Source organism: Janthinobacterium aestuarii, assembly GCF_051380835.1.
GTDB lineage: Bacteria > Pseudomonadota > Gammaproteobacteria > Burkholderiales > Burkholderiaceae_D > Janthinobacterium > Janthinobacterium aestuarii.
Window position 1 is genome coordinate 274640 of record NZ_JBNYXU010000005.1, and the last position, 26844, is coordinate 301483.

The 26844-nt window shown below is 61.7% G+C and carries 17 protein-coding genes and 1 tRNA gene; 14 read left to right on the top strand and 4 right to left on the bottom strand.

Annotation, left to right across the window (positions count from 1 at the left end; genetic code table 11):
* Positions 1-148: 148 nt before the first annotated feature.
* Positions 149-2194 carry an oxidoreductase gene (locus tag ACQ4WO_RS15725; RefSeq protein ID WP_436482252.1) on the top strand — a complete coding sequence of 682 codons (2046 nt, stop codon included), beginning with the start codon at positions 149-151 and terminating at the stop codon, positions 2192-2194.
* Positions 2195-2251: 57 nt separating this feature from the next.
* Here ACQ4WO_RS15725 and ACQ4WO_RS15730 read toward each other — a convergent pair whose 3' ends face one another.
* The 3 genes from ACQ4WO_RS15730 to ACQ4WO_RS15740 all read right to left on the bottom strand — a co-directional run bounded on the left by ACQ4WO_RS15730 (position 2252) and on the right by ACQ4WO_RS15740 (position 6924).
* Positions 2252-3964: a cation:proton antiporter domain-containing protein gene (locus ACQ4WO_RS15730; RefSeq protein WP_436482253.1), complete on the bottom strand. Its 1713-nt coding sequence runs from the start codon at positions 3962-3964 to the stop codon at positions 2252-2254.
* A 211-nt stretch (positions 3965-4175) separates the two neighbouring features.
* Positions 4176-5297: a beta-ketoacyl-ACP synthase III gene (locus tag ACQ4WO_RS15735; RefSeq protein WP_436482254.1), complete on the bottom strand. Its 1122-nt coding sequence runs from the start codon at positions 5295-5297 to the stop codon at positions 4176-4178.
* 184 nt (positions 5298-5481) lie between these two features.
* The gene (locus ACQ4WO_RS15740; RefSeq protein WP_034752905.1) at positions 5482-6924 is read right to left on the bottom strand and encodes a S41 family peptidase; all 1443 of its coding nucleotides are present in this window, start codon (positions 6922-6924) and stop codon (positions 5482-5484) included.
* Positions 6925-7291: 367 nt separating this feature from the next.
* On the opposite strand from ACQ4WO_RS15740, the gene ACQ4WO_RS15745 reads away from it, so the two are divergent.
* The 3 genes from ACQ4WO_RS15745 (at position 7292) to ACQ4WO_RS15755 (ending at position 12020) form a co-directional block, all read left to right on the top strand.
* The gene (locus tag ACQ4WO_RS15745) at positions 7292-7513 is read left to right on the top strand and encodes a hypothetical protein (RefSeq protein ID WP_436482255.1); all 222 of its coding nucleotides are present in this window, start codon (positions 7292-7294) and stop codon (positions 7511-7513) included.
* A 174-nt stretch (positions 7514-7687) separates the two neighbouring features.
* Positions 7688-9763 carry a M13 family metallopeptidase gene (locus ACQ4WO_RS15750; protein ID WP_436482256.1) on the top strand — a complete coding sequence of 692 codons (2076 nt, stop codon included), beginning with the start codon at positions 7688-7690 and terminating at the stop codon, positions 9761-9763.
* Between the two features lie 181 nt (positions 9764-9944).
* Positions 9945-12020: a M13 family metallopeptidase gene (locus ACQ4WO_RS15755; protein ID WP_436482257.1), complete on the top strand. Its 2076-nt coding sequence runs from the start codon at positions 9945-9947 to the stop codon at positions 12018-12020.
* Positions 12021-12203: 183 nt separating this feature from the next.
* On the opposite strand, the gene ACQ4WO_RS15760 is transcribed toward ACQ4WO_RS15755, so the two are convergent.
* Positions 12204-12764 carry a c-type cytochrome gene (locus ACQ4WO_RS15760; protein ID WP_072455912.1) on the bottom strand — a complete coding sequence of 187 codons (561 nt, stop codon included), beginning with the start codon at positions 12762-12764 and terminating at the stop codon, positions 12204-12206.
* 199 nt (positions 12765-12963) lie between these two features.
* On the opposite strand from ACQ4WO_RS15760, the gene ACQ4WO_RS15765 reads away from it, so the two are divergent.
* The 10 genes from ACQ4WO_RS15765 (at position 12964) to ACQ4WO_RS15810 (ending at position 26807) form a co-directional block, all read left to right on the top strand.
* Positions 12964-13039, top strand: a tRNA-Arg gene (locus ACQ4WO_RS15765).
* Positions 13040-13502: 463 nt separating this feature from the next.
* Positions 13503-16160 carry a TonB-dependent receptor gene (locus ACQ4WO_RS15770; protein ID WP_436482258.1) on the top strand — a complete coding sequence of 886 codons (2658 nt, stop codon included), beginning with the start codon at positions 13503-13505 and terminating at the stop codon, positions 16158-16160.
* Between the two features lie 109 nt (positions 16161-16269).
* Complete coding sequence (locus tag ACQ4WO_RS15775; RefSeq protein WP_436482259.1) at positions 16270-17622, top strand: MFS transporter; 1353 nt, start codon at positions 16270-16272, stop codon at positions 17620-17622.
* Between the two features lie 24 nt (positions 17623-17646).
* The gene (locus tag ACQ4WO_RS15780; protein WP_436482260.1) at positions 17647-18594 is read left to right on the top strand and encodes a glycoside hydrolase family 43 protein; all 948 of its coding nucleotides are present in this window, start codon (positions 17647-17649) and stop codon (positions 18592-18594) included.
* Positions 18595-18611: 17 nt separating this feature from the next.
* A complete protein-coding gene (locus ACQ4WO_RS15785; protein ID WP_436482261.1) occupies positions 18612-19682 on the top strand; it encodes an aldose epimerase family protein in 1071 nt (356 codons plus the stop codon).
* A gap of 200 nt (positions 19683-19882) precedes the next feature.
* Entirely contained in the window at positions 19883-21625 is a 1743-nt protein-coding gene (locus ACQ4WO_RS15790; protein WP_034752921.1) for an IlvD/Edd family dehydratase, read from the top strand.
* 12 nt (positions 21626-21637) lie between these two features.
* The gene (gene araD1, locus ACQ4WO_RS15795; protein WP_436482262.1) at positions 21638-22630 is read left to right on the top strand and encodes an AraD1 family protein; all 993 of its coding nucleotides are present in this window, start codon (positions 21638-21640) and stop codon (positions 22628-22630) included.
* On the top strand, positions 22627-24204 hold the full coding sequence (locus ACQ4WO_RS15800) for an aldehyde dehydrogenase (NADP(+)) (RefSeq protein ID WP_436482263.1): 1578 nt from the start codon (positions 22627-22629) through the stop codon (positions 24202-24204). The genes araD1 and ACQ4WO_RS15800 overlap by 4 nt, the downstream gene beginning before the upstream one ends.
* Positions 24205-24251: 47 nt before the next feature.
* On the top strand, positions 24252-25019 hold the full coding sequence (locus ACQ4WO_RS15805; protein WP_436482264.1) for an SDR family NAD(P)-dependent oxidoreductase: 768 nt from the start codon (positions 24252-24254) through the stop codon (positions 25017-25019).
* 237 nt (positions 25020-25256) lie between these two features.
* Complete coding sequence (locus ACQ4WO_RS15810) at positions 25257-26807, top strand: alpha-N-arabinofuranosidase (protein ID WP_436482265.1); 1551 nt, start codon at positions 25257-25259, stop codon at positions 26805-26807.
* Positions 26808-26844: the final 37 nt, after the last annotated feature.

Consider the following 26844-nt stretch of genomic DNA (forward strand, 5'->3'; position numbering starts at 1 on the left):
CGGGAAAGTACCGTCCGGCACAAGCTGTACCCTTCGCCGGCCCGCGCGCCGGGCGATTTAGAACTCCCGGTCTAGAGAAAGTCGCTGCGGCGATCGATAATGCTTGCTACCGTACGGCCTGCATACCACTTCTACCGGACCGATCACCATGACTGCCTATCCTCACCTGCTGGCCCCGCTCGACCTGGGTTTTACCACCTTGCGCAACCGAGTCATCATGGGGTCCATGCACACGGGCCTGGAAGACCGCTTTTATCATTATGGCAAGCTGGCCGCCTTTTACCGCGAGCGGGCGCGCGGCGGCGTGGGGCTGATCGTCACGGGCGGCATCTCGCCGAACCGCCAGGGCTGGCTGCTGCCGTTCGGCGGCACCCTCAATTTCCTCGGCGACGTGCCGAACCACCGTAAAGTGACGCGCGCCGTGCACGAGGAAGGCGGCAAGATCGTCATGCAGATCCTGCATGCGGGCCGCTATGGCTATCAGCCGTTCGTCGTCTCGGCGTCGGCCAAGAAATCGCCGATCTCGCCCTTCCGTCCCCGGCCCCTGAGCGAGCGCGGCATCGAACGCACGATCTGCGATTACGTCCGCTGCGCGCGCCTGGCGCAAAAGGCGGGCTACGACGGCATCGAAGTGATGGGCAGCGAAGGATATTTATTGAACCAGTTCCTGTGCGCGCGCACGAATCTGCGCCAGGACCGCTGGGGCGGCAGCATCGAGAACCGCATGCGCCTGCCCGTCGAGATCGTGCGCCGCATCCGCGCCGCCGTCGGCCCCAGCTTCATCATCATGTACCGCCACTCGCTGCTCGACCTGGTCGAGGGCGGCAATACCTGGGAGGACGTGGTGGCGGTGGCCAAGGCGCTGGAGCACGCGGGCGTGACGATTTTGAATACGGGCTTCGGCTGGCACGAGGCAAGAGTCCCCACCATCGTCACCTCGGTGCCGCGCGCCGCGTTTGCTTCCGTGGCGGGCCGATTGCGCCGCGAAGTGACGATTCCCGTGGTGGCGTCGAACCGCATCAACATGCCGCACGAAGCCAACGCCATCCTCGAGCGGGGCGACTGCGACCTCGTGTCGATGGCGCGCCCCTTCCTGGCCGACCCTGATTTTGTCGCCAAGGCGGCCTCGGGACGCGCCGACGAAATCAATACCTGCATCGGCTGCAACCAGGCCTGCCTCGACCACACGTTCGCCAACAAGCGCGCCAGCTGCCTCGTCAACCCGCGCGCCTGCCATGAAACGAAACTCGTGTACGCGAAAAAGGCCGTGCCGCGCAAGGTCGCCGTCGTCGGCGCGGGCCCGGCCGGCTTGTCCGCCGCCTGCGTGGCGGCCGAATGCGGGCACGAGGTCACCCTGTTCGACAGCAGCGACAGCGTGGGCGGCCAGTTCAAGGTGGCCATGCAAATTCCCGGCAAGGAAGAATTTACGGAAACCATCCGCTATTTTGCGCGACGGCTGGCGCTGCTGGACGTCAAGCAGCGCCTGGGCCAGCGCGTCACGCGCGAGCAATTGCTGGCCGGCGGCTACGACGACGTCATTGTCGCCACCGGCATCAAGGTGCGCCTGCCGGCCATTCCCGGCATCGACCACCCGAAAGTGCTGTCGTACCTGGATGTGCTGCAAGCTAAGAAGCCGGTGGGCGCGCGCGTGGCCATCATCGGTGCGGGCGGCATTGGCTTCGACGTGGGAGAGTATTTGCTGCACGACCCGGCGCACCCGCTGCCGCAACCCGTGGCCACCTGGGCGGGCGAGTGGGGCGTGGACTTGAATGCGGCGACCGGTGGCGGCCTGGTGCCGCCCGTGGCGTCCCATCCCGTACGGCAAATCTTCCTGTTGCAGCGCAAGACGTCGAAAGTGGGTGCCGGACTGGGCAAGACGTCGGGCTGGGTGCACCGCGCGGCGCTGGCGAGAAACGGCGTGGCCATGCTGGCCGGCGTGACGTACGACAAGATCGACGAGCAGGGCTTGCACATCACCGTGGGCGGCGAGCAGCGCCTGCTGGCGGTGGACAACGTGGTCATCTGCGCGGGTCAGGACAGCTTGACGGAACTCATGCCGCCCACCGACAAGGATGGCAAGCCGCTGACGCCGGGCGGTCCGCGCTTCCATAAAATCGGCGGCGCCGCGCTGGCGGCGGAACTCGATGCCAAGCGGGCGATACGGGAAGGCGCGGAGCTGGCCGCCAGCCTGTAAAAAGAAAGCCTGCCGGCTGGGTAGCGGGCAGGCTTTCTGGACGGAAAGGGCGCTGGCTTAATGCCCGCCATGCCCCTTTTTCGCCGTCTCAAAACTCTGCAGCACGTGCTCGGCCATGCCATTGGCCAGCTCGTGCTCGCCAATGAAGACCTTGCCCGCGTTTTCCGCGCGCAGCAATTCCGCCTCTTCCTCGCTGTGTGTGCGCACCACCGTCAGGATGGTGGGGTTCAGCGCGCGCGCCGTCTCGATCATGGCGCGCACGTGGAAGGTGTCGGGCGTGGCGATGACGAGCATGGTGGCGTGCGTGATGTGTGCCTGGATCAGCACGGCCGGTTCGCCCGCATTGCCGGCCACGGCGGGAATGCCCTGCTTGCGCAGCTGGTCGACGATTTCGCGGTTTTCCTCGGCCACGACAAAGTGAATGCCCCGTTCCATCAGGGCGGCGGCGATGCGCCGGCCCACGCGGCCATAGCCGACGAGCACGATCTGGCCCGACAGTTTTTCCTGCGGCACGGTCATCGGCAGCTCGGCCAGCGGGTCGGTCGTGCGTTCGAACTTGCGGGCGAAATCGCTGTTGTTCATCACGCGCAGCAGCGGCTTGGCCATGCTGAAGACGAGCGGGTTGAGGGCGATCGACAGGATGGCGCCGGCCAGGATCAGGCTTTGCCCTTCCTGCGGCATCAGGCCCAGGGACAGGCCCAGCGCGGCCAGGATGAACGAGAACTCGCCGATCTGCGCCAGGCTGGCCGAGACGATGATGGCCGTTTTCGGCGGATAGCGCAGCGCCATCACGAGCAAAAAGGCGGCGATCGATTTGCCGAAGATAATGATGGCGCACACGGCCAGCACTTGCAGGGGCTTGTCGATGAGGATATTCGGCTCGAACAGCATGCCGACGGAAACAAAGAACAGCACGGCGAACGCGTCGCGCAGGGGCAGGGATTCTTCCGCGGCGCGGTGACTGAGTTCGGACTCGCGCAGCACCATGCCGGCGAAGAAGGCGCCCAGCGCGAACGACACGCCAAACAGCTTGGTCGAAGCATAGGCAATGCCGACGGCGGCGGCGATCACGCACAGGGTGAACAGTTCGCGCGAACCGGTGCGCGCCACTTGCCACAAAATCCACGGGAACAGCTTGCGGCCGACGACCAGCATGAAGACGATGAAACCGGCCACTTGCCCCAGGGTCACGGCCAGGGTTTGCCACAGGTTGACGGCTTCGGCGCCAGGGGCGACCTTGCCGCCCAGCGCGCCGGCAAACGCCGGCAGCAGCACGAGCACCAGCACGGTGACGAGGTCTTCCACCACCAGCCAGCCGACGGCGATGCGGCCATTGAGGGAATCGAGGATGCCCCGTTCTTCCAGCGCGCGCAGCAGCACCACGGTACTGGCCACGGACAGGGCCAGGCCAAAGATCAGTCCGCCACCAAGGGTCCAGCCCCACCAGTGGGCCAGGCCCATGCCCATCGCCGTGGCGACGCCGATCTGCAGGATGGCGCCGGGCAGCGCGATCTTGCGCACGTCCCACAAATCGTCGATGGAAAAGTGCAGGCCGACACCGAACATCATCAGCATCACCCCGATTTCCGCCAATTGTCCCGCTATTTCCGCATCCGCCACAAAACCGGGCGTGGCCGGTCCGATGATGATGCCGGCGGCCAGATAGCCGACCAGTGCCGGCAGTTTCAGGCGCGCGGCGATGAAGCCGAAGATGAGGCCGAACCCGAGGGCGGCGGCGATGGTGGTGATCAGGCTGATGTCATGGGGCATGCGTGTGGGGTTCCTTAAGGGGACGTGCGGATAGAAAAAGATGTTGCTCAGCGACCAAGTATAAACGCATCAAAGCCCCTGCCGGAAAATTTCCTGCGGCTTTATTGCAAAAAACCAGTGCTATATCTTCGTCCAGGTGGCCACGAACGCATGCCTATCCACCTCGAACATCGCCTAATTCAAGGTATCAAACGATGTTACACCCATGTGCTCAGAGCTTGCGCACGACCACGCAGCCGATGGAATAGCCGGCGCCGAACGAGCAGATGACGCCGGTGCTGCCTACCGCCATGTCATCCTGATATTTATGGAAGGCGATGATGGAACCGGCCGACGAGGTGTTGGCGTAGGTATCGAGGATCACGGGCGCTTCGTTTTCTTGCGCGTCGCGGCCCAGGATCAGGCGCGCGATCAGCAAGTTCATGTTCAGGTTGGCCTGGTGCAGCCAGTAGCGGCTCACTTGCGGCACTTCCACGCCGGCCTTGGCCAGGGTCGCCTTGATCATCTCGGCGGCCATCGGGCACACTTCCTTGAAGACCTTGCGGCCTTGCTGGCGGAACAATTTATCGGCCTGGCCCACGCCGGATTCGTCAAAACGGTTGAGGAAGCCGAAATTGTTGCGGATGGCGTTGGAGAAGCGCGTTTTGAGTTCCGTGCCGATGATCTCGAATTGGTGCTGCGACACGGCCGTGTCTTTCGCTTCGACGATGATGGCGGTGCAGGCGTCGCCGAAAATGAAATGGCTGTCGCGGTCGCGCCAGTTCAGGTGGCCGCTGGTGATTTCGGGATTCAGGACCAGCACGGCGCGCGCCTGTCCGCTTTGCACGGCGGCCACGGCTTGCTGGATGCCGAAGGTGGCCGACGAGCACGCTACGTTCATGTCAAAGCCATAACCATCGATGCCCAGCGCATCCTGCACTTCCACGGCCATGGCCGGGTAGGCGCGCTGCATGTTGCTGCAAGCGACCAGCACCATATCGATATCGGCTGGCGTGCGGCCGGCGCGCGCCAGCGCGTCGTGCGCGGCGGCGACCGCCATTTCCGCCTGCAGGGACAGTTCGTCATCGCCCCGTTCCGGGATGCGCGAGACCATGCGCGCCGGGTCGAGGATGCCTTCCTTTTCCATCACGAAGCGCGACTTGATGCCGGACGCCTTTTCGATGAAGGCCACGCTCGACAGGTCCAGCGCCGTCACCGTGCCCGCAGCGATCGCGTCGGCGTTGTCGGCATTGAACTTTTCCGCGTAGGCATTGAAGCAGGTGACCAGCTCTTCGTTGGAGATCGAAAATGGCGGCGTGTACAGTCCGGTACCGCTGATGACGACTTGTTTCATGGTTAAACTTTCAAATTTGGCAATCGACGTGGCGCCGATAAGTGAAGCAAATTTTACACAAACGTGCTCGACTGTAGAGAGTTTCGTGTTGCGGGGCAGGGCGATGTGTGGCGGAAGATTGATTTTTGTCGCGTGGACGGCTTACCGGGGGGCATGGCGCCCCCCGTTGTGATGCTGGTACTGCTTACTTCTTCTGTTCTTTCTTGACATCGGCCTGCACCACCACCGGTTCGGCCTTGGCCAGTTGCACCGGCAAGCCCTTCAGGTGGTTCAGCGCCTGGTGCAATTGAAAATCGTCCTTGCTGCCAAATTCCAGCGGCTTGCGGGTCTTTTCCAGCGCGATGATGCGCAATTGCTCTTCCATCTCGTCGTTGACGGGGGCCGCCTTGGTACTTTCCTTGTCGCGGTCGTTGCTCAGGTGCTTGGTCAGGTCCGCTTCGCGGATGCGCAAGCCGTTGAGGCCGTCGCCATCCGCATTTTCATCGACCAGCAAGTCGGGCACGATGCCCTTGGCCTGGATCGAGCGACCATTCGGCGTGTAGTAGCGGGCCGTTGTCAGCTTGACGGCCGTGTCGGCTGTCAGCTGGCGGATGGTTTGCACGGAACCCTTGCCGAAGGTTTGCGTGCCGATGATGGTGGCGCGCTTGTAATCCTGCAGGGCGCCGGCGACGATTTCCGAGGCCGAGGCCGACCCCGTGTTGACGAGTACCACCAGCGGCACTTTCTTGATGGCGGCAGGCAATTTCGCCAGTGCATCGCCTTCCGAGCGGAACGTATAGTATTCGGCGCGGCCGTAGAACACCTGTTTCGAGTCCGGCAGCTGGCCGTTGGTCGAGACGATGGCCGCGTCCTTCGGCAGGAAGGCGGCCGAGACGCCGATGGCACCCTGCAGCACGCCGCCCGGATCGTTGCGCAGGTCGAGCACCATGCCCTTGATGTTCGGATCTTGTTGATATAGCGCCGTGATCTGCGCGGCCATGTCGTCGACGGTCGGTTCCTGGAATTGCGACACGCGCAGCCAGGCGTAGCCCGGTTCGACCATCTTCGCCTTCACGCTTTTTTGATGGATTTCCTCGCGCGTGATGGTGAAGGCCAGCGGCTGCGGTTCATCCTTGCGGGCAATGGTCAGCGATACCTTGGTGCCCGGTTCACCGCGCATGCGCTTGACGTTGTCGTCGAGACTGACGCCTTTCACGGGCTGGCCATCGAGGCGGGTGATCAGATCGCCAGCCTTGATGCCGGCGCGGTAGGCGGGCGAATCCTCGATGGGCGAGACGATCTTGATGTAGCCGTCTTCGCTGAGGCCAATTTCAATGCCCAGGCCGACGAACTTGCCTTCGGAGCCTTCGCGCAGCTCGGCGTAGGCTTTCTTGTCGAGGTAGGCGGAATGGGGATCGAGCGAGGCAACCATGCCGGAAATGGCGTCTTCCAGCAGTTTCTTGTCTTCCACCGGCTCGACGTAATCGGACTTGATCAGGCCAAACACATCGGCCAGCTGGCGCAACTCTTCCAGCGGCAGGGGCGGCTCGACGGTCTTTTGCGCCATGGCGGAAAATTGCAGCGACACGGCGACGCCGGCCACCACGCCCAGGCCGATCAAGCCGGTATTTTTGAGTTTGCCCATCATTGCACCTTTGCAGCTAGCGTGTCTTGCACAAGCGCCAGTCCCCGTGGAGCGGCGCTTTGTTGAAAGTATAGACCTGAATCTCTGCCGGCGTGGGCCGGCCGTGGAAAAAGCGTGCCTGGACCCAGTCTACGCGCGGAAACGGGGCTGCCAGCTTGCCATATGTTGCGGTTTTGTATGCGATGTATAGGGAGTCTTGAGGGGAGTAAGCATTTGTAAGAGTCGAAAAAAAGCGTGTGCGGCGGCCCTATAGTGGACTCGCATTCTCGACCCGAAGTGGTTTTGCCTGCGTCCGCGGACGCAGGCTTTTTTTTATCCGCGGGCTCCGGGTCATTTAGACTGGAGCTTCTTCCTTCCCAGCAGATAAAAAATGTTAACTGATATGCAGGCACGTGTCTCGCTCGAAGCGCTGATTGAAAAGTATCTGAGGGGGCGGGATCCTGATGTCGGCCTGCTGATCGACATCGTTCAGGATCCGTCACGGCAAGTGCCGATTAGATGTGTGCTCGAAGCTATCGGGCAGTTCAACAATACGCAGTTCACGCAACAGGAGCTGGCGCTGATCGACGACCTGCTCTATCTGTATGGATAAACGCTGCATGCGCTGCTCCAGCCCACGCCATGCTCGCCGGACTGGACAATGAACGCCCCTTGAGCTTGGCCGAACTGAGGGGCGCGTGCTACATTCCTGCAGCGCCTGGCGCGGCGGGCTATCCGCCCGCAGCTATCTGCCCGGTCTTTTTGACATGCCCCATAAGGACAATTCGTGAATCGCTATCTCTTGAGCAGTCTGACCCTGACCCTGTTGGCTGCGTTTGCCCATGCCGCCGAACCCGTATCTGCCGCTGCCGCCCCGACCGTGGCCCCAGGCGCCGCGCCTGCCGCCGCTGGCGTCGTTTCCGGCATCGATGTGCAGTACATCGACCCTGCCGTGCGCGTGCAGGACGATTTCTTTACCCATTTGAACGGCAAGTGGCTGGCGACGGCCGAGATCCCTGCCGACAAGTCGAGCTGGGGTTCGTTCGCCAAGCTGCGCGATGACACGACGCCGCAATTGCGCGGCATCATCGAAGCGACGCAACAGGACAAAAACAAGAAGGCCGGTTCCGAAGCGCAGAAAATCAGCGACCTGTACGCCAGCTACATGGATGAAGCCAAGCTCGATGCGCTGGGCACGAAGCCGCTGGCCGGCGAACTGAACCGCATCCGCTCACTGCGCGACAAGAAGGGCGTGCCGGCCCTGATCGCTCACCTGAGCCAGACGGGCGTGTCGACTCCTTACGCCGTCTACGTGGGCCAGGATGCGCGTGCCTCGACGAAATATGCGGCATATGTCAGCCAAAGCGGCCTGGGCATGCCAGACCGCGATTACTACCTGGAAGCCAAGCAAGCTGGCGTCAAGGAAAAATACCAGGCGCACGTGGAAAAAATGCTGGCCATGGCCGGCGACAAGAACGCCGCCGCGCGCGCCAAGGCGGTCGTTGCGCTGGAAACGGCCCTGGCCGAAGTGCAATGGACCAAGGTCGAGAACCGCGACCCCGTCAAACGCTACAACAAGACCGACATCAAAAAACTGAACGACCTGACCCCGGGCTACGACCTGAAGTCGGGCCTGGCCGCGCTCGGTATCGCCAACAAGGTCGATTACGTCATCGTCAACCAGCCAAGCTACCTGGCCGGCTACAACAAGGTGCTGGCATCAAGCGACCTGGACACCGTGAAAGCGTATTTCGAATGGCAGTTGCTGCGCAGCTATGCCAGCTACCTGTCGAAAAACTTCGTCGATGAAAGCTTTGCCTTCTACGGCACGGTACTCAGTGGCGTGAAGGAAAACCAGCCGCGCTGGAAGCGTGGCGTGGGCGCCGTCGAAGGCGTGCTGGGCGAAGCCGTCGGCAAGCTGTATGTCGCGCAATATTTTCCGGCAGAGCGCAAGGCGCACATGCAGGAACTGGTGAAAAACGTGCTGGCCGCCTACAAGGACAGCATCGATACCCTGGACTGGATGAGCCCGGAGACCAAGAAGGAAGCGCAAGCCAAGCTGGCCAAGTTCACGCCGAAGATCGCGTATCCGAACAAATGGCGCGATTACACGAAGCTGCAAATCGTCTCGGGCGACCTGGTGGGCAACATGATGCGCGCCGCCAACTTCGGCTCCGCGCGCCAGGTGGCCAAGCTGGGCAAACCGATCGACCGCGAGGAGTGGGGCATGACGCCGCAAACGGTGAACGCCTATTACAGTTCGACGATGAATGAAATCGTCTTCCCTGCCTCGATTCTGCAGCCGCCGTTCTTCGACGCCAATGCGGACGACGCCGTCAACTATGGCGCCATCGGCGCCGTCATCGGCCATGAAATCAGCCATGGCTTCGACGACAAGGGCAGCCAGTCCGATGGCGACGGCAACCTGCGCGACTGGTGGACCCCGGCCGACCGCAAGAATTTTGCCGCCAAGGCCGATGCGCTGACCAAGCAGTACGATGGCTACAGCCCATTGCCTGGCTATCACGTCAACGGCGCGCTGACCCTGGGCGAGAACATCGCCGACAATTCGGGCGTGGCGATCGCGTACAAGGCCTATAAAATCTCGCTGGGCGGCAAGCCGGCGCCCGTGCTGGACGGTCTGACGGGCGACCAGCGCTTCTACATGGGCTTTGGCCAGGTGTGGCGCAGCAAGATGCGCGAAGCGCAGCAGATCGTGCAGATCAAGACCGACCCGCATTCGCCGGGCCAGTACCGCGCCAATGGCACCATGGTCAACCAGCCTGGCTTCTACGAAGCGTTTGGCGTGAAACCGGGCGACAAGATGTATGTCGCGCCGGAAAACCGCGTGATCATCTGGTAAACGTCGTATCCATGTAAACGTTATCTTGTCACAACAAAAAAGACCACTTGCGTGGTCTTTTTTGCATTCTGGCCAAAGTTTTTTCTGTCATTTCGGCCGGTATGCTACAGTCAAAAACCGGGCCAGAAGCCTTGGGCCTTCTGACCCTTATATTCCACACAATATAATATAGAGGACAACCGTGAATCGTTATTTGTTAAGTGCTTTGACCCTGAGTTTGCTGGCCGGCGTGTCCGGCATGGCTGGCGCCGCTGATAGCGCCAAGAAAGCCGCCGCCGCGCCCTCCACGGCCGTCGCCGCTGCGGCGCTGACGTCCGGCATCGCCGTCGAATACGTCGATCCTGCCGTGCGCGCGCAGGACGATTTGTTCCAGCACCTGAATGGCAAATGGCTGGCGGAAACTGTCATACCTGCCGACAAGTCGAGCTGGGGCAGCTTTGCCAAGCTGGCCGACGATACGCAAACGCAGCTGCGCGGCATCGTCGAAGGCGCTGCCGCCGACAAGGCACGCGCGGCCGGTTCGAATGCCCAGAAAATCGGTGATTTCTATAACAGCTTCATGGACGAAGCCAAGCTGGAAAGCCTGGGCTTGAGCCCATTGAACGCGGAGCTGGCGAAGATCGCCGCGCTGCAGGACAAGGCCGAATTGCCTGCCGTGATCGCCCATTTCAGCAAGCTGGGCGTGACCTCTCCTTACGACTTCGGCATCCACCAGGACGCCAAGGATTCCACCAAATACGTGGCCGACATCGTGCAAAGCGGCCTGGGCTTGCCTGACCGTGATTACTATCTGGAAGAAGGCAAGGCCGATACGCGCGCCAAATACCTGGCCCACGTGGAAAAAATGCTGAGCCTGGCTGGCGACGCGAATGCGGCCGCCAATGCCAAGGCCATCCTGGCGCTGGAAACGGAGCTGGCCAAGGCGCAATGGAGCAATGTGCAGAACCGCGACCCCGTCAAAACCTACAACAAGGTGGAACTGGCGAAACTGGCCAGCGTGGCGCCAGGCTATGACTGGGACCGCTACCTGAAGGACACGGGTATCGCCGGCAAGGTCAATTATGTGATCGTCAGCCAGCCCAGCTACCTGAAGGGTTTTGCCGAGATCGCCAACAAGACGCCGCTGGAAACGTGGAAAGCGTATTTCCAGTGGCACTTGCTGCACGCTAACGCCGGCTACCTGCCGAAAGCGTATGTCGATGAAAACTTTGCCTTCTATGGCACCACCCTGACGGGCGTGACGGAAATGCGTCCGCGCTGGAAACGCGGCGTGGGCGCCGTCGAAGGCGCGCTGGGCGAAGCCGTGGGCCAGCTGTACGTGGAGCAGTATTTCCCGGCCGAGCGCAAGGTGCGCATGGAAGCGCTGGTGAAAAACCTGATGACGGCCTACAAGCAAAGCATCGACAAGCTCGACTGGATGAGCCCTGTCACCAAGAAACAGGCGCAAATCAAACTGGCCAAGTTCACCACCAAGATCGGCTACCCGAACAAATGGCGCGATTACTCGGGCCTGACGGTGGCGCCGGACGATTTGATCGGCAACATCCAGCGTTCGCACTTGCTCAACTACAACCGCGAGCTGAACAAGCTGGGCCAGCCGATCGACCGCGACGAGTGGGGCATGACGCCGCAAACCGTGAACGCCTATTACAATCCTGAGCTGAACGAAATCGTCTTCCCGGCTGCCATCCTGCAAGCGCCGTTCTTCGACGCCAACGCGGACGACGCCGTCAACTATGGCGCCATCGGCGGCGTCATCGGCCATGAAATCAGCCACGGCTTCGACGACCAGGGCGCCCAGTACGACGGCGACGGCAATTTGCGCGACTGGTGGACCAAGGCCGACCATAAAAACTTCGCCAAGAAAACCAAGCAGCTGGTGGCGCAGTACAACAGCTTCAGCCCGGTGAAAGGCCACTTCGTCAACGGCGAGCTGACCCTGGGCGAGAACATCGCCGACAATTCCGGCGTGGCGATTGCCTATAAAGCGTACAAATTGTCGCTGAACGGCAAGAAAGCCCCCGTCATCGACGGCTTCACGGGCGAGCAGCGCTTCTACGCGGGCTTTGCCCAGGTATGGCGCATGAAGATGCGCGAAGCGCAGCAACTGGTCTTGCTGAAAACGGACCCGCACTCGCCAGGCCAGTTCCGCGCCAACGGCACCATGCGCAACCAACCCGGCTTCTATCAAGCCTTCGACGTGAAACCGGGCGACAAGATGTATCTGCCGCCGAAAGACCGCGTCATCATGTGGTAACAGCAGTGCTGACGCACTAGCACCGAGCCGCCCCGCTATCAAGCCGGGCGGCTTTTTCACGTCCGTCGCGAACGTCGCGTAGGCCGGATTAGCGACACGCGTAATCCGACAAATCGCTTGCTTATGCGCAGGCGAAAAAAAACCGCCCATCCGGGCGGTTCCTGGTTCAGCGCGCTGGCTGAATTATTTGGCAGGCTCGGCTGCAGGAGCAGCGCCGTCAGCGGCAGCGGCTGGTGCCGGCACTTCCGGTTCCTTGAACTTGCCGCCCGACGCGTTGGCGATGTAGACGACGGCGCGCGCCACTTCCACATCGTCGAGGTCCGGATTGCCGCCCTTGGCCGGCATCGCGCGCAAGCCTTCGATGGCGTGCTTCAGGACCGTATCGTAGCCCTGGGCCAGGCGGGCAGACCAGCCGCCCACGTCGCCAAATTTCGGTGCACCGGCCACGCCGGCGCCATGGCAAGCCACGCAGGTGGCCGTGTAGACGGCTTCGCCGCTTTGCAGCACTTTCGGACCGCTGGCATCCTTGAAGGTAAAGCCGGCGTTGGCCACCGGGCTCAAACGCTCGGCAATGGCTTCCGGCGACTGGCTGTCCGTACCGGCGCCCGTCAGTTTTTGCGCCGTGACGAACTGCACCAGCAAGATGATGCCGATGACGGTGACGAGGAAGAAGCCAGCTACGGCGGCAAGCAATTGTTTAGGCGTTTTGATCGCTGATTGTTGTTCGTTATGTGCGTCGCTCATGATGTCCTTAGTCCAGATTTGAAACTGATGGCCGTGTAAGGTAGCATTTTTACATGCCTGGATGTAAACCTTTATGAAACCCACAATTATAGGCACAAAAATTGAGCAGTGACATGCAATTGCCAGCGATACGACAGTTTCCGTAGACGTAGGTAAAGAAAAACGGTATCCTTCGCATCACTTCAGAAATTCCCCCTACGCGGCTGTAGCTCAGTGGATAGAGTATTGGCCTCCGAAGCCAAGGGTCGTGGGTTCGATCCCCGCCAGCCGCACCAGACAAATCAAGACTCCCGTTTTATCCAGCCCGCATTGCCATGCGGCTGCATGCCGTGTCTCCATCGTGATTTCAACCAACCCGGCAGGGTCTGTAACGCTGTGCAGTGGCTTACCTGCGCCGCCTTTCGCATGCGCAGCGTGCCCATCCAATAACTTCAACTCCCTCGAGCAAGAAAGACGCTTGCTGTTGCACGTGCCCGTTTCTGCTCGCCATGGGCACCGCGCGCCGGCACAGGTCGATCTGCCCCTTTTTTGTGCAGATACTCCTGAAGAATACTCCTGACGCCCCTGCCGTTGTCTGTTTGCAACCTCCAAAGTCCTCCGGCCGCTGATATCAATATTGATATCAAAACAGTGGAAAAATTGATTGGAGAGATTATCTCCCAGCCCCTAAGATAAACGCCGAGCATGCGAACGACATGCAAGCGATACAAAAAATATCAATACAATATCTGGAGATTCATGATGCGCAACGCCACCGGCCCGCTCGCGGCCACTTCCCCTCGTCCATTCACCTTGAAGGCAGCCGTTGCTGCATTGGCCGGTATTGGCTTGCTGAGCACGGCTTCGGTCTGGGCGCAGGATGCGGTGGCGGCCGATGCCGGTGCCGAGCCGGCGGCGGAAGTGTCGGTCGTGACCGTCAGCGGCGTGCGCCGCTCGGCCCAGAATTCGCAGCAGATCAAGATGCGCTCGGACCAGGTCATCGATTCCATCGTGGCCGACGACATCGGCAAATTCCCCGATAACAACGTGGCCGAGACCCTGGCGCGCATTTCCGGCATCCAGATCCGCCGCGATTCTGGCGAAGCGAGCGCCGTCATGATCCGCGGCTTGCGCGATGTCACGACCCTGCTCAACGGCCGCGAACTGTTCACCACCACGGGCCGCTACGTCAACCTGGCCGACATTCCCGCCACGATGCTGCAGCGTGTTGACGTCTATAAGTCGCAGGGCGCGGACCAGGTCGAAGGCGGCGTAGCCGGCATCATCGACGTGCGCACCAACCGTCCGTTCGATTTCAAGGACTTCACGGCCAGCGTGAATACGCGCGCCGTCTACAGCGACAAGTCCAAGGCCACCGACCCGAACATTAGCGGCATGCTGTCGAACCGCTGGAAGACGGGCATCGGCGAAGTGGGCGCGCTGCTGGGCTTGTCGCAGCAGCAGCACCGTTACCATGAGGAACGCGCGTTCAATACGGCGCCCGTGGATAAAAGTTTCCTGTCGCCTGGCTTGACGGGGCCGGACCAGGTGGGCTTGCTGCCGATCAAGGGCGACCGCCGCCGCACGACCGCCAATGCCGTGCTGCAATGGCGTCCGAACGCCGACGTGGAGCTGTACGCGGAAGGCATGGCCACGCGCTTCCTGCTCGATGCCGAGTCCGATTACTTTGTCGGCTTGCCATGGTGGGGCACGCCCGTGTCGGCAACAAAAATTCCCGGCACCGACCAGCTGCAAACGCTCACGTCCACCAACGTCAACACCATCATGTCGACGCAGGCGAACAAGAACCAGACGAAGACGCATCAATTTGCCGTGGGCGGCTTGTGGGATATCAATCCGGAATGGCGGCTCACGTCGGAAGTGGCCAGCACCAAGAGCACGTATGCCTGGCGCAATCCGATTCTCGATGCCATTACCGTTGTGCCGAATGCCCGCGTCAATACCAACCAGAACGGCACCTTGCACGTCGACTACACGGGCAGCGATTTGCAAGACCCGTCGAACTACTATCTGAAGGGTTTCTTCGACCGCTACGGCCGTGACCAGGGCAGCTCGAACGACGTGCGCGCCGACCTGGCGTACACGCCGAGCGCGGGTGGCATCTTCAGGGAAATCAGCGTCGGCCTGCGCGGCGTGAAGCGCGAAGCCGAATCGATCAAGAGTTTCGAGGGCAATGCGGAAGCACCGGACGTGTCCGGCGCCGCATTTCCGTTCGGCCGCCAGAGCGTGACGTCGATTCCGGGCCTCAACTGTCTGTCGGAACCGATGTCCAGCGGCGGCCCCGACTATGGCTTGAAGCAATGGTACACGCCGTGCGCCAGCTTCCTGCTCAATAACACGGGCACCATCCGCCAAGCCGTCACGGGCAGCAGCGCGGCGCGCGCCATGGACCCTGGCTCATTCTTCAAGGATACGGAAAAGACGTACTCGATCTATACCAAGGCCAAGGTTGCCTTCAAGCTGGGCGCCTATCCCGTCGATGGCACTGTGGGCGTGCGCGTCGTGCGCACCGAACAAAGCCTGCAAGGCAACAGTTCGCAAGATGGCGTCTACACGCCGGTCATCAGCGACACGTCCAGCACCGACGTGCTGCCGAGCGTGGCCCTGAAAATCAAGCTGCGCTCGGACCTGGTCGGCCGCTTCGCTGCGGGCCGCACCATCAGCCGTCCCGGCTTTTCCCAGCTGAACCCGGGCGTGGCCCTCGTCAACTCGACGGAAACGGTGAAGGCGACGGGCGCGGGCGGCAATCCGAACTTGAAGCCGGTGACGGGCGACAATGTCGATGCCGCGCTGGAATGGTATTTCGCGCCCGCCGGTTCCGTCACGGCCACCGTGTTCCACCACAAGTTCGACGGTTATATCCAGCAACGCATTTCCAGCGAAACCATCGCCGGCAAGACCTATGACGTGGACCGCCCGTACAACACGGCCGCCGGCAAGCTGCAGGGCCTGGAAATTGGCTACCAGCAGTTCTATGACGGTTTGCCTGGCCTGTTGAGCGGCCTGGGCTTGCAAGCGAACGGCACCTACATGAGCGGCACCACGGACGACGAGACGGGCAGCCATGCCATCACGGGCGTGTCGCGCTATGCCTACAACCTGGTGCTGCTGTACGAAAAAGACGCCTGGTCGGGCCGTTTGGCCTACAACTGGCGCTCGAAATTCGTCGACAGCTACAACCAGGGCGGTCCCGGCCTGGACTTGAAAGTGGCGTCGACGGCCCAGCTCGACGGTTCGCTGTCGTACAAGATCAACGACCAGTTCACGGTAACCCTCGACGGCAATAACTTGCTCGACACCAAGTTCAAGGATTACTGGAACACTGCGGGCGTGTATCCGCGCGACACGCGCCGCTATGACCGCACGGTAGGGTTATCACTGCGCTGGAAAATGTAAGTTGGTCGCACAGTAAAAAATCAAGGGCGTTGCCATGGTTTCGGCCGGCAACGCCCCTGTCAGTTGGGCAGTCACGCACGATTCATCATAAAAAGAATGGACGGAAAGCATGGAGACGCAAAAATTATCTACCGTTGAAAAGGTCGGCTTCGGCGCCGGCGACATGGCGCTCAATGTCGTCATCTCGTCGATGATGTTGATCATTACCTTTTTCTATACCGATATCTATGGCTTGAAAACCACCGACCTGGCCCTGCTGTTCGTGGCCGTGAAAGTCATCGGCGCCATTGCCGACCTGGTCATGGGCCAGATCACCGACCGCTACAGCTTTGCCTCGGGCCGCTACCGTCCATACCTGCTGTGGCTGGCCGTGCCGTATGGCGTCAGCGTCTTCTTTGTCTTCAGCACGCCCGAGTGGCAATATGACGCCAAGCTGATCTGGGCATATTCGACGTATATCCTGATGACCATCATGACGGCCGGCGTGGGCATCCCGTATATCTCCCTGATCAGCGGCCTGACCAGCGACCCGCAGGACCGCCTGTCGGCCAACGGCTACCGCCTGTTCTTCGCCAAGATCGGCGCCTTCATGGTGACCATTGTCGTGCCGGTTCTGTCGCAGCGCTGGGGCGGCGGCAACCCGGCCGTCGGCTACCAGGCGGCCATGGCCGTGATGGCCGTCATGGGCGTGGCCCTGTTCCTGTTCTGCTATTTCTCCACCACCGAGCGCGTCTTGCACGTGGTGGAAAAGCAATCGTTGCTCGATCAATTGAAAGTGCTGCTGCAGAACGACCAGTGGCTGGTGCTGTGCGGCGTGTGCGTCACGGGCACCATCGGCTACGTGGTGCGCGGCTCGGTCGCCATTTATTACGCGAAATACTATCTGGGCGGCGGGACGGAAACCGTGGCCGCCTTCCTCACGACCGGCGTGGTGGCCGCCATCCTGGCCATGATCGCCTCGACCTGGATCACCAAGTTTTACTGCAAGGTAAAACTGTTCCGTTACACGCAGATCGGCGTCGCGCTGATCAGCCTGGCGATCTATTTCCTTGTGAAGCCGAGCGACACCGTGCTGGCTTTCGCCCTGTATTTCCTGCTGTCCTTTGTCGTGGACTTGCATGCGCCCGTGTTCTGGTCCGCCATCGCGGAAACCATCGATTATGGTCAAGTGAAAACGGGCAAGCGCGTCTCGGGCTTCGCCTTTGGCGGCATCTCCGTCTGCCAGAAGGCGGGCATGGCGGTGGCGGGCGGCCTGGTCGGCGTGCTGCTCGCATATTTTGACTACCAGCCCAACCATGAGCAAACGCAATTCGCCCTGAACGGCATCGCCCTGATGCTGTCGATCATCCCCGGTTTCTTCCACTTGCTGATGGGCTTGTTGATGTTCAAGTACCGCATCAACGATACGTACTACAGCGGCGTGAAGTCGGAAATGCACAAGCGCGGTTTTGTCTCCGCGTAAGAATAATTGAATGGAGCAAGCAACATGGCAGACATCTTGAAACCGCTGATCGAACAGCGCGCCGACCCGCATATCTACCGTCACAGCGACGGCTATTATTACTTTACGGCGTCCGTGCCCCAGTACGACCGCATCGAACTGCGCCGTGCCGACAGCATCGCCGGCCTGGCCGACGCGCAAACGGTCGACGTGTGGCACAAGCCGGAAACGGGGCCGTATAGCGAACTGGTGTGGGCGCCGGAATTGCACTTCAACCAGGGCGCCTGGTATGTGTATTTCGCCGCCGCGCCAAGCCGCGAGATCAAACATAAACTGTTCCAGCACCGCATGTATGCGATCCGCAACACGAACGCCAATCCTTTGATTGGCGAGTGGGAATTCATGGGCCAGATCGACACGGGCATCGACACCTTCTGCCTGGACGCCACCACCTTTACGCACGATGGCGTGCTGTATTACCTGTGGGCGCAGAAAGATGTCGCCATCGAGGGCAATTCGAACCTGTACATCGCGCCGATGGCCACGCCGTGGCGGCTGGCCGGCCCGCCCGTGATGCTGAGCAAACCGGAATTCGACTGGGAAATCCGCGGCTTCTGGGTCAATGAGGGGCCGTCCGTGCTGAAGCGCAACGGCAAGATCTTCATCAGCTATTCGGCCAGCGCCACCGATGAAAACTACGCGATGGGCTTGCTGTGGGCCGACGACTCCGCCGACCTGCTCGATCCCGCGGCGTGGACCAAGTCGCCCGAGCCCGTGTTTGCCACCTGCTACGAGCACGGCATTTACGGCCCCGGCCACAACAGCTTCACGACGGCCGGCGATGGCGACGGCGTATTGCTGGTGTACCATGCCCGCACCTATACGGAAATCGTTGGCGACCCTTTGTGGAACCCGGACCGCCACACGTTTGTCAAACCGTTGCGTTGGGACGCGCAAGGCATGCCCGTGTTTGGCCGCTCATCGACCCTGTAAAACCTGGACCCGACGCCATGACCCCAGTTGATTCTGTTTCAGTGACGCAATTGCCGTTCGGCATCCTGCCCGATGGCCGGCACGTCAGCGTATTTACCCTGACGAACCGCCAGGGCATGCAAGTCAAGGTGCTCGACTTTGGCGCCATCATCAGCGAAATCCACGTGCCGGACCGCGACGGCAGCTTTGCCGACGTGGTGCTGGGTTTCGACCGCATCGAGCCGTATCTGCACAACAGCGCTTTCCTGGGTGCCGTCATCGGCCGTTTCGGCAACCGCATCGCCGAGGGATGGTTCAGTCTGGACGGCAAGGATTACCAGCTGGCCGTCAACAACCCGCCCAATCACTTGCATGGCGGAAACCAAGGCTTTCATCAGGTCATGTGGCAAGCCGCGCCGTTCACCAGGGATGAGGCCGTCGGTATCACGTTCACGCGCAGCAGCCCGCACGGCGAAGACGGCTACCCGGGCCAGCTGGACGTCACCGTGGTGTACGAACTGGACAACGAGAACGCGCTGAGCCTGCGCTATCACGCCGTGACGGACCAGGCCACGCCGATCAACTTGACCAACCACAGCTATTTCAATCTGGCGGGGCAGGGCGATATCCTCGGCCACGAGTTGTCCATCAACGCGGACCGCTACCTGCCCGTGGACGCGGGGGCGATCCCCACGGGCGAACTGGCGGACGTGTCCGGCACGCCGTTCGACTTGCGCCAGAGCACCGTCATCGGCAGCAGCATCGATGTGCCGCATGAGCAGCTGCGCATCGGCCGCGGCTACGACCATAACTTTGTGCTGAATCAAAAGCCGGGGCACAGACTGAACCTGGCCGCCACCGTGCGTGATCCCGTTTCCGGCAGGGTGATGCAGGTGTACACGCAGGAGCCGGGCATCCAGTTTTATTCGGGCAATTTCCTCGACGGCAGCCGGCAGGGCAAGCAGGACGCCATCCGCTATCGCGGCGCGCTATGCCTGGAAACCCAGCATTTTCCGGATTCGCCGAACCAGCCGCATTTCCCGAATACCATTTTGCGCCCGGGCGAGGTGTATCAGACGGAAACGGTCTATCGGTTTTCCGCAGACTAATCGTCGCAAACCCCAAAAACCTTCCACGCCCTGCCGCCACGCGCCCGCAGGGCGTTTTCACTGGTGCTTATGGATATCGTTTTCGATATCGGAACGCATTAAAAATTGATTGGAAAGGCATGGCAGGATTCTTTAGTATTCCAACATCGCTGCCCGGGCCGACGACATTAGATCCGGCATGGCACAACCAGGAGAATGGCATGTCTGAGACAAAAAAGAAGGTTGCCCTGCGCTCTGCCGAGTGGTTCGGCTCGCAGGACAAGAACGGCTTCATGTACCGCAGCTGGATGAAAAACCAGGGCATACCTGACCACGAGTTTCACGGCAAGCCCATCATCGGCATCTGCAATACCTGGTCCGAACTGACCCCCTGCAACGCACATTTCCGCCAGCTGGCCGAACACGTCAAGCGCGGCATCCTGGAAGCGGGCGGTTTCCCAGTGGAATTCCCCGTTTTCTCGAATGGCGAATCGAATTTGCGCCCGACAGCCATGTTGACGCGCAACCTGGCGTCGATGGACGTGGAAGAATCGATCCGCGGCAACCCGATGGACGCCGTCGTGCTGCTGGTCGGCTGCGACAAGACCACGCCGGCGCTGCTGATGGGCGCTGCCAGTGTCGATATCCCCACCATCGTCGTCAGCGGCGGCCCCATGCTGAACGGCAAGCTCAATGGCAAGGACATCGGTTCCGGCACGGCCGTATGGCAGCTGCACGAGCAGATGAAGGCCGGATCGATCACCCTGCACCAGTTCATGTCGGCCGAATCGGGCATGTCGCGCTCGGCCGGTACCTGCAACACCATGGGCACGGCTTCGACGATGGCCAGCATGGCCGAAGCGCTGGGCACGTCCCTGCCGCACAACGCGGCCATCCCCGCCGTCGATTCGCGCCGCTACGTGCTGGCGCACATGTCGGGCATCCGCATCGTCGAGATGGTGCACGAAGACCTGCGCCTGTCGAAAGTGCTGACGCGCGAAGCGTTTGAAAACGCCATCAAGGTCAATGCCGCCATCGGTGGTTCGACCAATGCCGTGATCCACCTGAAGGCGATTGCCGGGCGCATCGGCGTGCCTTTGGAGCTGGAAGACTGGACCAAGGTAGGCCGCGGCACGCCGACCATCGTCGACTTGCTGCCGTCGGGCCGTTTCCTGATGGAAGAGTTTTATTATGCGGGCGGCTTGCCGGCCGTGATACGCCGCCTGGGCGAGGGCGATTTGCTGCCGCACAAGAATGCGCTGACCGTCAACGGCAAGTCGCTGTGGGACAACTGCGTCGAAGCGCCGATCTACAACGATGAAGTGGTACGCACGCTGGACAACCCATTGCTGGCCGATGGCGGTATCTGCGTGCTGCGCGGCAATCTGGCGCCACGCGGCGCCGTGCTGAAACCGTCGGCCGCCTCGCCGCATCTGATGCAGCACCGCGGCAAGGCCGTCGTGTTCGAAGACTTTGAACATTACAAGGCCCGCATCGTTGATCCAGATCTGGATGTCGACGCGAACTCCGTGCTGGTTATGAAGAACTGCGGCCCGAAAGGCTATCCTGGCATGGCGGAAGTGGGCAACATGGGCTTGCCGCCGAAACTGCTGGCGCAAGGCATCACCGACATGGTGCGTATCTCGGATGCGCGCATGAGCGGCACGGCCTACGGCACCGTCGTCTTGCACGTGGCGCCGGAAGCGATGGCCGGCGGCCCGCTGGGCATCGTGAGGGATGGCGACATGATCGCCCTCGATTGCCACAACGGCAGCCTGAACATCGACATCAGCGACGCGGAAATCGCCGAGCGCCTGGCGGCCCGCGAACTGGGCAGCGCGCCCGGGCCGAAGAGCGGCTACCAGCAGCTGTACATCGAACACGTGTTGCAGGCCGATGAAGGCTGCGATTTCGACTTCCTGGTCGGCAATCGCGGTTCCGCCGTGCCGCGCCACTCACACTAAGCGGAGAATCCCATGCTGTTGCTGCAATTTACGAATGAACACGGCGGCCGTCTCGTCGGCCTGCTGCAAGACGACGTCATCCGCGTCATCGAAGGCTACAACACGACGTATGCGCTGGCGCAGGACGCCATCCGCAAAAAGGTGAGCCTGGCGGACCTGGTCAACGCCACCGTCGGCAACACTACGCATTCCTATGCGGATGTGGCAGCTGCCGGACGTGTGCTGCCGCCGCTCGACCACGCCGACGAAGCGCACTGCTACGTGACGGGCACGGGCCTGACCCACCTGGGCAGCGCCGGCGCGCGCGACGCCATGCACAAGAAGATCGGCGGCGATGCCGAGTCCCTGAGCGACTCGATGAAAATGTTCCGCCTGGGCGTGGAAGGCGGCAAGCCGGCCGACGGCACGGCCGGCGCCCAGCCCGAATGGTTCTATAAAGGCGACGGCTCCATCGTGCGCGCCGGCGGCCAGCCGCTGCGCATGCCGGACTTTGCCCTCGATGGCGGCGAAGAGCCGGAAATCGCCGGCCTGTACGTGATCGGCGACGACGGCCAGCCCTACCGGGTCGGCTACGCCATCGGCAATGAATTTTCGGACCACGTGACGGAACGCCAGAACTATCTGTACCTGGCCCACTCGAAACTGCGCGCCTGCAGCGTGGGCCCGGCCCTGCTGGTGGGCGAATTGCCCGCGCATATCGCCGGCGCCTCGCGCGTGCTCGACACGGCTGGCAATGTACGCTGGGAAAAGGCGTTTGTCAGCGGCGAAGAGAATATGTCGCACACGATCGCCAACCTGGAACACCATCACTTCAAGTATCCGCTGTTCAAGCGCCCTGGCGATGTGCACGTACACTTCTTTGGCACGGCAACGTTAAGCTTTGCCGATGGCGTGAGCGTGGCGCCGGGCGAAACCTTTGAAATCGAAGCGCCGGCCTTTGGCCCTGCCTTGCGCAACCGCCTCGATGTCTTCCCAACCGAATTTGCGAAAGTGAGCACATTATGAGTTTCAATATCACCGGTGATGCATTGATCGGCGGCGTCGCCGTCAAGGGTAACGGCGGCTCTTTCGAAGCCTGGGACCCGGCCGCGCGCGCGCATATCGCGCCCGCTTTCCACATGGTCGACGCCGCGCAAATCGACGCGGCGTGCCGTCTGGCCCAAGCCGCGTTCGACCCGTTTCGCGCCACCAGCGATGCGGAACGCGCCGATTTTCTCGACACCATCGCCGCGCAAATCCTTGAGCTGGGCGACGACCTGATCGTGCGCGCCATGACGGAAAGCGGCTTGCCGCGCGCGCGCCTGGAAGGCGAACGTGGCCGCACGGTGGGTCAGCTGAAACTGTTCGCCGGCTTGCTGCGCGAGGGTTCATGGACCGATGCACGCATCGACAGCCCGCTGCCTGACCGCACGCCGCCGCGTCCTGACTTGCGTTTGCGCATGATCGGCCTGGGCCCCGTCGCCGTGTTTGCGGCCAGTAACTTCCCGCTGGCCTTCTCGGTGGCAGGCGGCGATACGGCCTCGGCCCTGGCTGCCGGCTGCCCCGTCGTCCTGAAAGCCCACTCGGCCCATCCGGGCACGTCGGAGCTGGTGGCGCGCGCCATCGTGAAAGCGATTGCCATCTGCAAGCTGCCGGCCGGCGTGTTCGCCTTGCTGACAGGCACGGGCAATGGCATCGGCCAGACCTTGGTGGCGCATCCCGCCATCCAGGCTGTCGGCTTTACGGGTTCGCGTTCGGGCGGCATCGCCCTGATGAAGGTGGCGGCGGAACGTGCGCAACCGATCCCCGTGTATGCGGAAATGAGCAGCATCAACCCTGTCTTCGTGTTGCCGCAAGCGCTGGCTGCCCGTGGCGCGACGATCGCCAGCGGCTTTGCCGCCTCGCTGACGATGGGCGTGGGCCAGTTCTGCACCAATCCCGGCCTCGTGCTGGGCCTGGAAGGCCCTGACTTTACGGCGTTTGCCGCCGCTGCCGCCGAAGCGCTGGCGCCGGCCCCTGCTGCCACCATGTTGACGGCCGGTATTGCCAGCAGCTATGCCAAGGGTGTCGCCGCTTTGGCGCAGCACGCCGACGTGACGCCGCTGGTGCAAAACACGGGCGACGAAGGCAAGGGCGCCGCCGCCCTGTTCGTCACCTCGGGCGAAGCGTTTTTGGCCAAGCACGATCTGCGCGACGAAGTCTTCGGCCCGGCCTCGCTGCTGGTCGCCTGCCGCGACATCGAGCAATTGCTGGCGATTACGGAAAGCCTGGAAGGCCAGTTGACGGCCACCTTGCAAATCGATGCCGGCGACGTGGCAGACGCGCGCCGTTTGCTGCCCGTGCTGGAGCGCCGCGTGGGCCGTATCCTGGCCAACGGTTTCCCGACGGGCGTGGAAGTGTCGACGGCCATGGTGCACGGCGGCCCGTTCCCGGCCACGTCGGATGGCCGCAGCACCTCGGTCGGCACGGCAGCCATCAACCGCTTCCTGCGTCCCGTGTCCTACCAGAACCTGCCGCAGGACTTGCTGCCGGAGTCGCTGCGCGACGATAATCCGCTGGGGATCTGGCGTCGTCACGATGGCGTGCTGGGTAAAGTTTAAATCATAAGATTAATCAGAAAAAATAAACATACACAGGCGGAGACAAGATGAAGCAATTGGCGAAATATGGCAGCTTGCAGGGCAAGCGCGTGTTCATCACGGGTGGCGGCAGCGGCATCGGCGAATCCCTGGTGGCGGAGTTTGCCGCCCAGGGCGCGCTGGTGGCGTTTGTCGATATCGCCGTGGAAGCGAGCGGGGCCCTGTGCCGCCGCCTGGCCGAAGCGGGCCTGACGGCGCCCATTTTTCGCCATTGCGACATCACGGATATTCCATCGCTGCAAGCCGTCATGGCCGAACTGGCCGACAAGCTGGGCGACTTCGATATCCTCGTCAACAATGCCGCCAACGACCAGCGCCACCAGGCGCAGGACGTCACCCTGGAATACTGGAACGAGCGCATTGCGATCAATCAACGTCCCATGTTCTTCACGTGCCAGGCCGTCTTCGAGGGCATGAAGCGCAAGGGCGGCGGTTCCATCATCAACGTCAGCTCGATTTCCTGGCACATGAAGTCGGGCGGCTACCCGGTGTATGCCACCACCAAGGCGGCCGTCGTGGGCCTCACGCGGGGCCTGGCGCGCGACTTTGGCGCCCACAATATCCGCGTCAACACCGTCACGCCGGGCTGGGTCATGACGCAGCGCCAGATCGACCTGTGGGTCGACGACGCGGCGGAAGTGGAAATCAAGAAAAGCCAATGCTTGCCAAGCAAGCTGATGCCACAGGACATCGCCGCCATGGTGCTGTTCCTTGCGTCGGACGATGGCGCTATGTGCTCCTCCCAAGAATTCATCGTCGACGCCGGCTGGGTGTGACAAAACGTCCAGAGCGTTGTTGCAGGGTCGGATGTCATCGTACTGATGTACTAGCGTACTGTCTTCGACCCTGCGCCTAGCCCTGGGCGTTTTGTCGGCCGCGGGTGTGCCCGCAGCCACCTTCCTCCTTTGAAATACCCTCTTGCCGCCCCAACCCCGCGGCAGGAGAGGCATCGCCATATCCATATTGCCGGGTTGATCCCGGCCCTTGCTTTTCACTAAAAAACAGGAGACAGCATGAAACTCATCCATACCAGCATCGTGGCCCTCAGCCTGGCCATGGCCGCCGGCAGCACCTTTGCCGCGCCCGTCAAGGTCACCATCGACGTGGCCAAGCCCGGTTCCGTGATCAACAAGAACGTGTACGGCCAGTTCGCCGAGCACCTGGGCACGGGCATCTACGAAGGCATGTGGGTGGGGCCGGAGTCTTCCATTCCGAATACCAGGGGCTGGCGCAACGACGTGCTGGGCGCGCTGAAACAGTTGCACGTGCCCCTGGTCCGCTGGCCGGGCGGTTGTTTTGCCGATGAATACCACTGGAAGGACGGCATCGGTGCGCGCGACAAGCGTCCGACCAAGGTCAACACCAACTGGGGCGGCGTGGAAGAATCGAACGCCGTCGGCACGCACGAATTCTTCGACCTGGCCGAGCTCTTGGGCGCGCAGACCTACATCAACGGCAATCTCGGTTCCGGCACGCCGCAGGAAATGTCCGAATGGCTCGAATACATGACGTCGGACAGCAAGTCGACCCTGGCGGAGTTGCGCCGCAAGAATGGCCGCGCCCAGCCGTATAAAGTCGATTACTTTGGCATCGGCAATGAAGCCTGGGGTTGCGGCGGCAATATGCGCCCGCAGTACTACGCCGACCTGTACAAGCACTATCACACCTTCATGAAGACGCCGGAAAGCGCGCGCCCGAAATTCATCGCCAGCGGCGGCAATGACGACGACATCAGCTGGTCCAGCACCCTGAGCCGCGAAATCAAGCCGAACATGATGGACGCCATCAGTTTCCACTACTACACGGTGCCGACCGGCGTCTGGGAAAAGAAGGGCGCGGCCACGGGCTTTGGCGAAGATCAATGGATCTCCACCCTGAGCCGCACCCTGCGCATCGATAGCTTGATCAAGAACAATATCGCCGCCATCGACAAGAACGATCCCTCGAAAAAGACGGGCTTGTACGTCGATGAATGGGGCACCTGGTACGACGTGGAGCCGGGCACCAATACGGGTTTCCTGTTCCAGCAAAACAGCTTGCGCGACGCCTTGGTCGCCGCCCTGAACTTCAATATTTTCCACGCCCACGCGGACCGCGTGCGCATGACGAATATCGCGCAAATGGTCAATGTGCTGCAGGCGATGATCATCACGGACAAGGATAAATATTTCCTCACGCCTACATATCACGCCTTTGAAATGTACGTGCCGTTCCAGGATGCCACGTCCCTGCCGGTCGCCATCCAGGGCAATGGCAAGTACAGCCTGGGCAAGGTCAGCATTCCGGAAGTGAGCGCCTCGGCCGCGCGCGGCAAGGATGGCAAGGTGTATCTGTCGCTGGTCAACACGAACCCGCACAAGGCTGTCGACGTGAGCGTGGCATTGGCCGGCAAGCAAGTGGCCAGCGTGACGGGCCGCGTGCTGACCGCAGGCAAGATGGATGCCGTCAACAGCTTTGCGCAACCGCAAGCCGTGCAGCCGGTGGCGTTCAATGCCCAGGCGCAAGGCGGCAAGCTGACCGTGTCGGTGCCCGCCAAGGCCGTCGTGGTGGTGGCCGTCGACTAAGCTGTCGCTCACCTGTCACTCATCAGGCCGGCCCGCA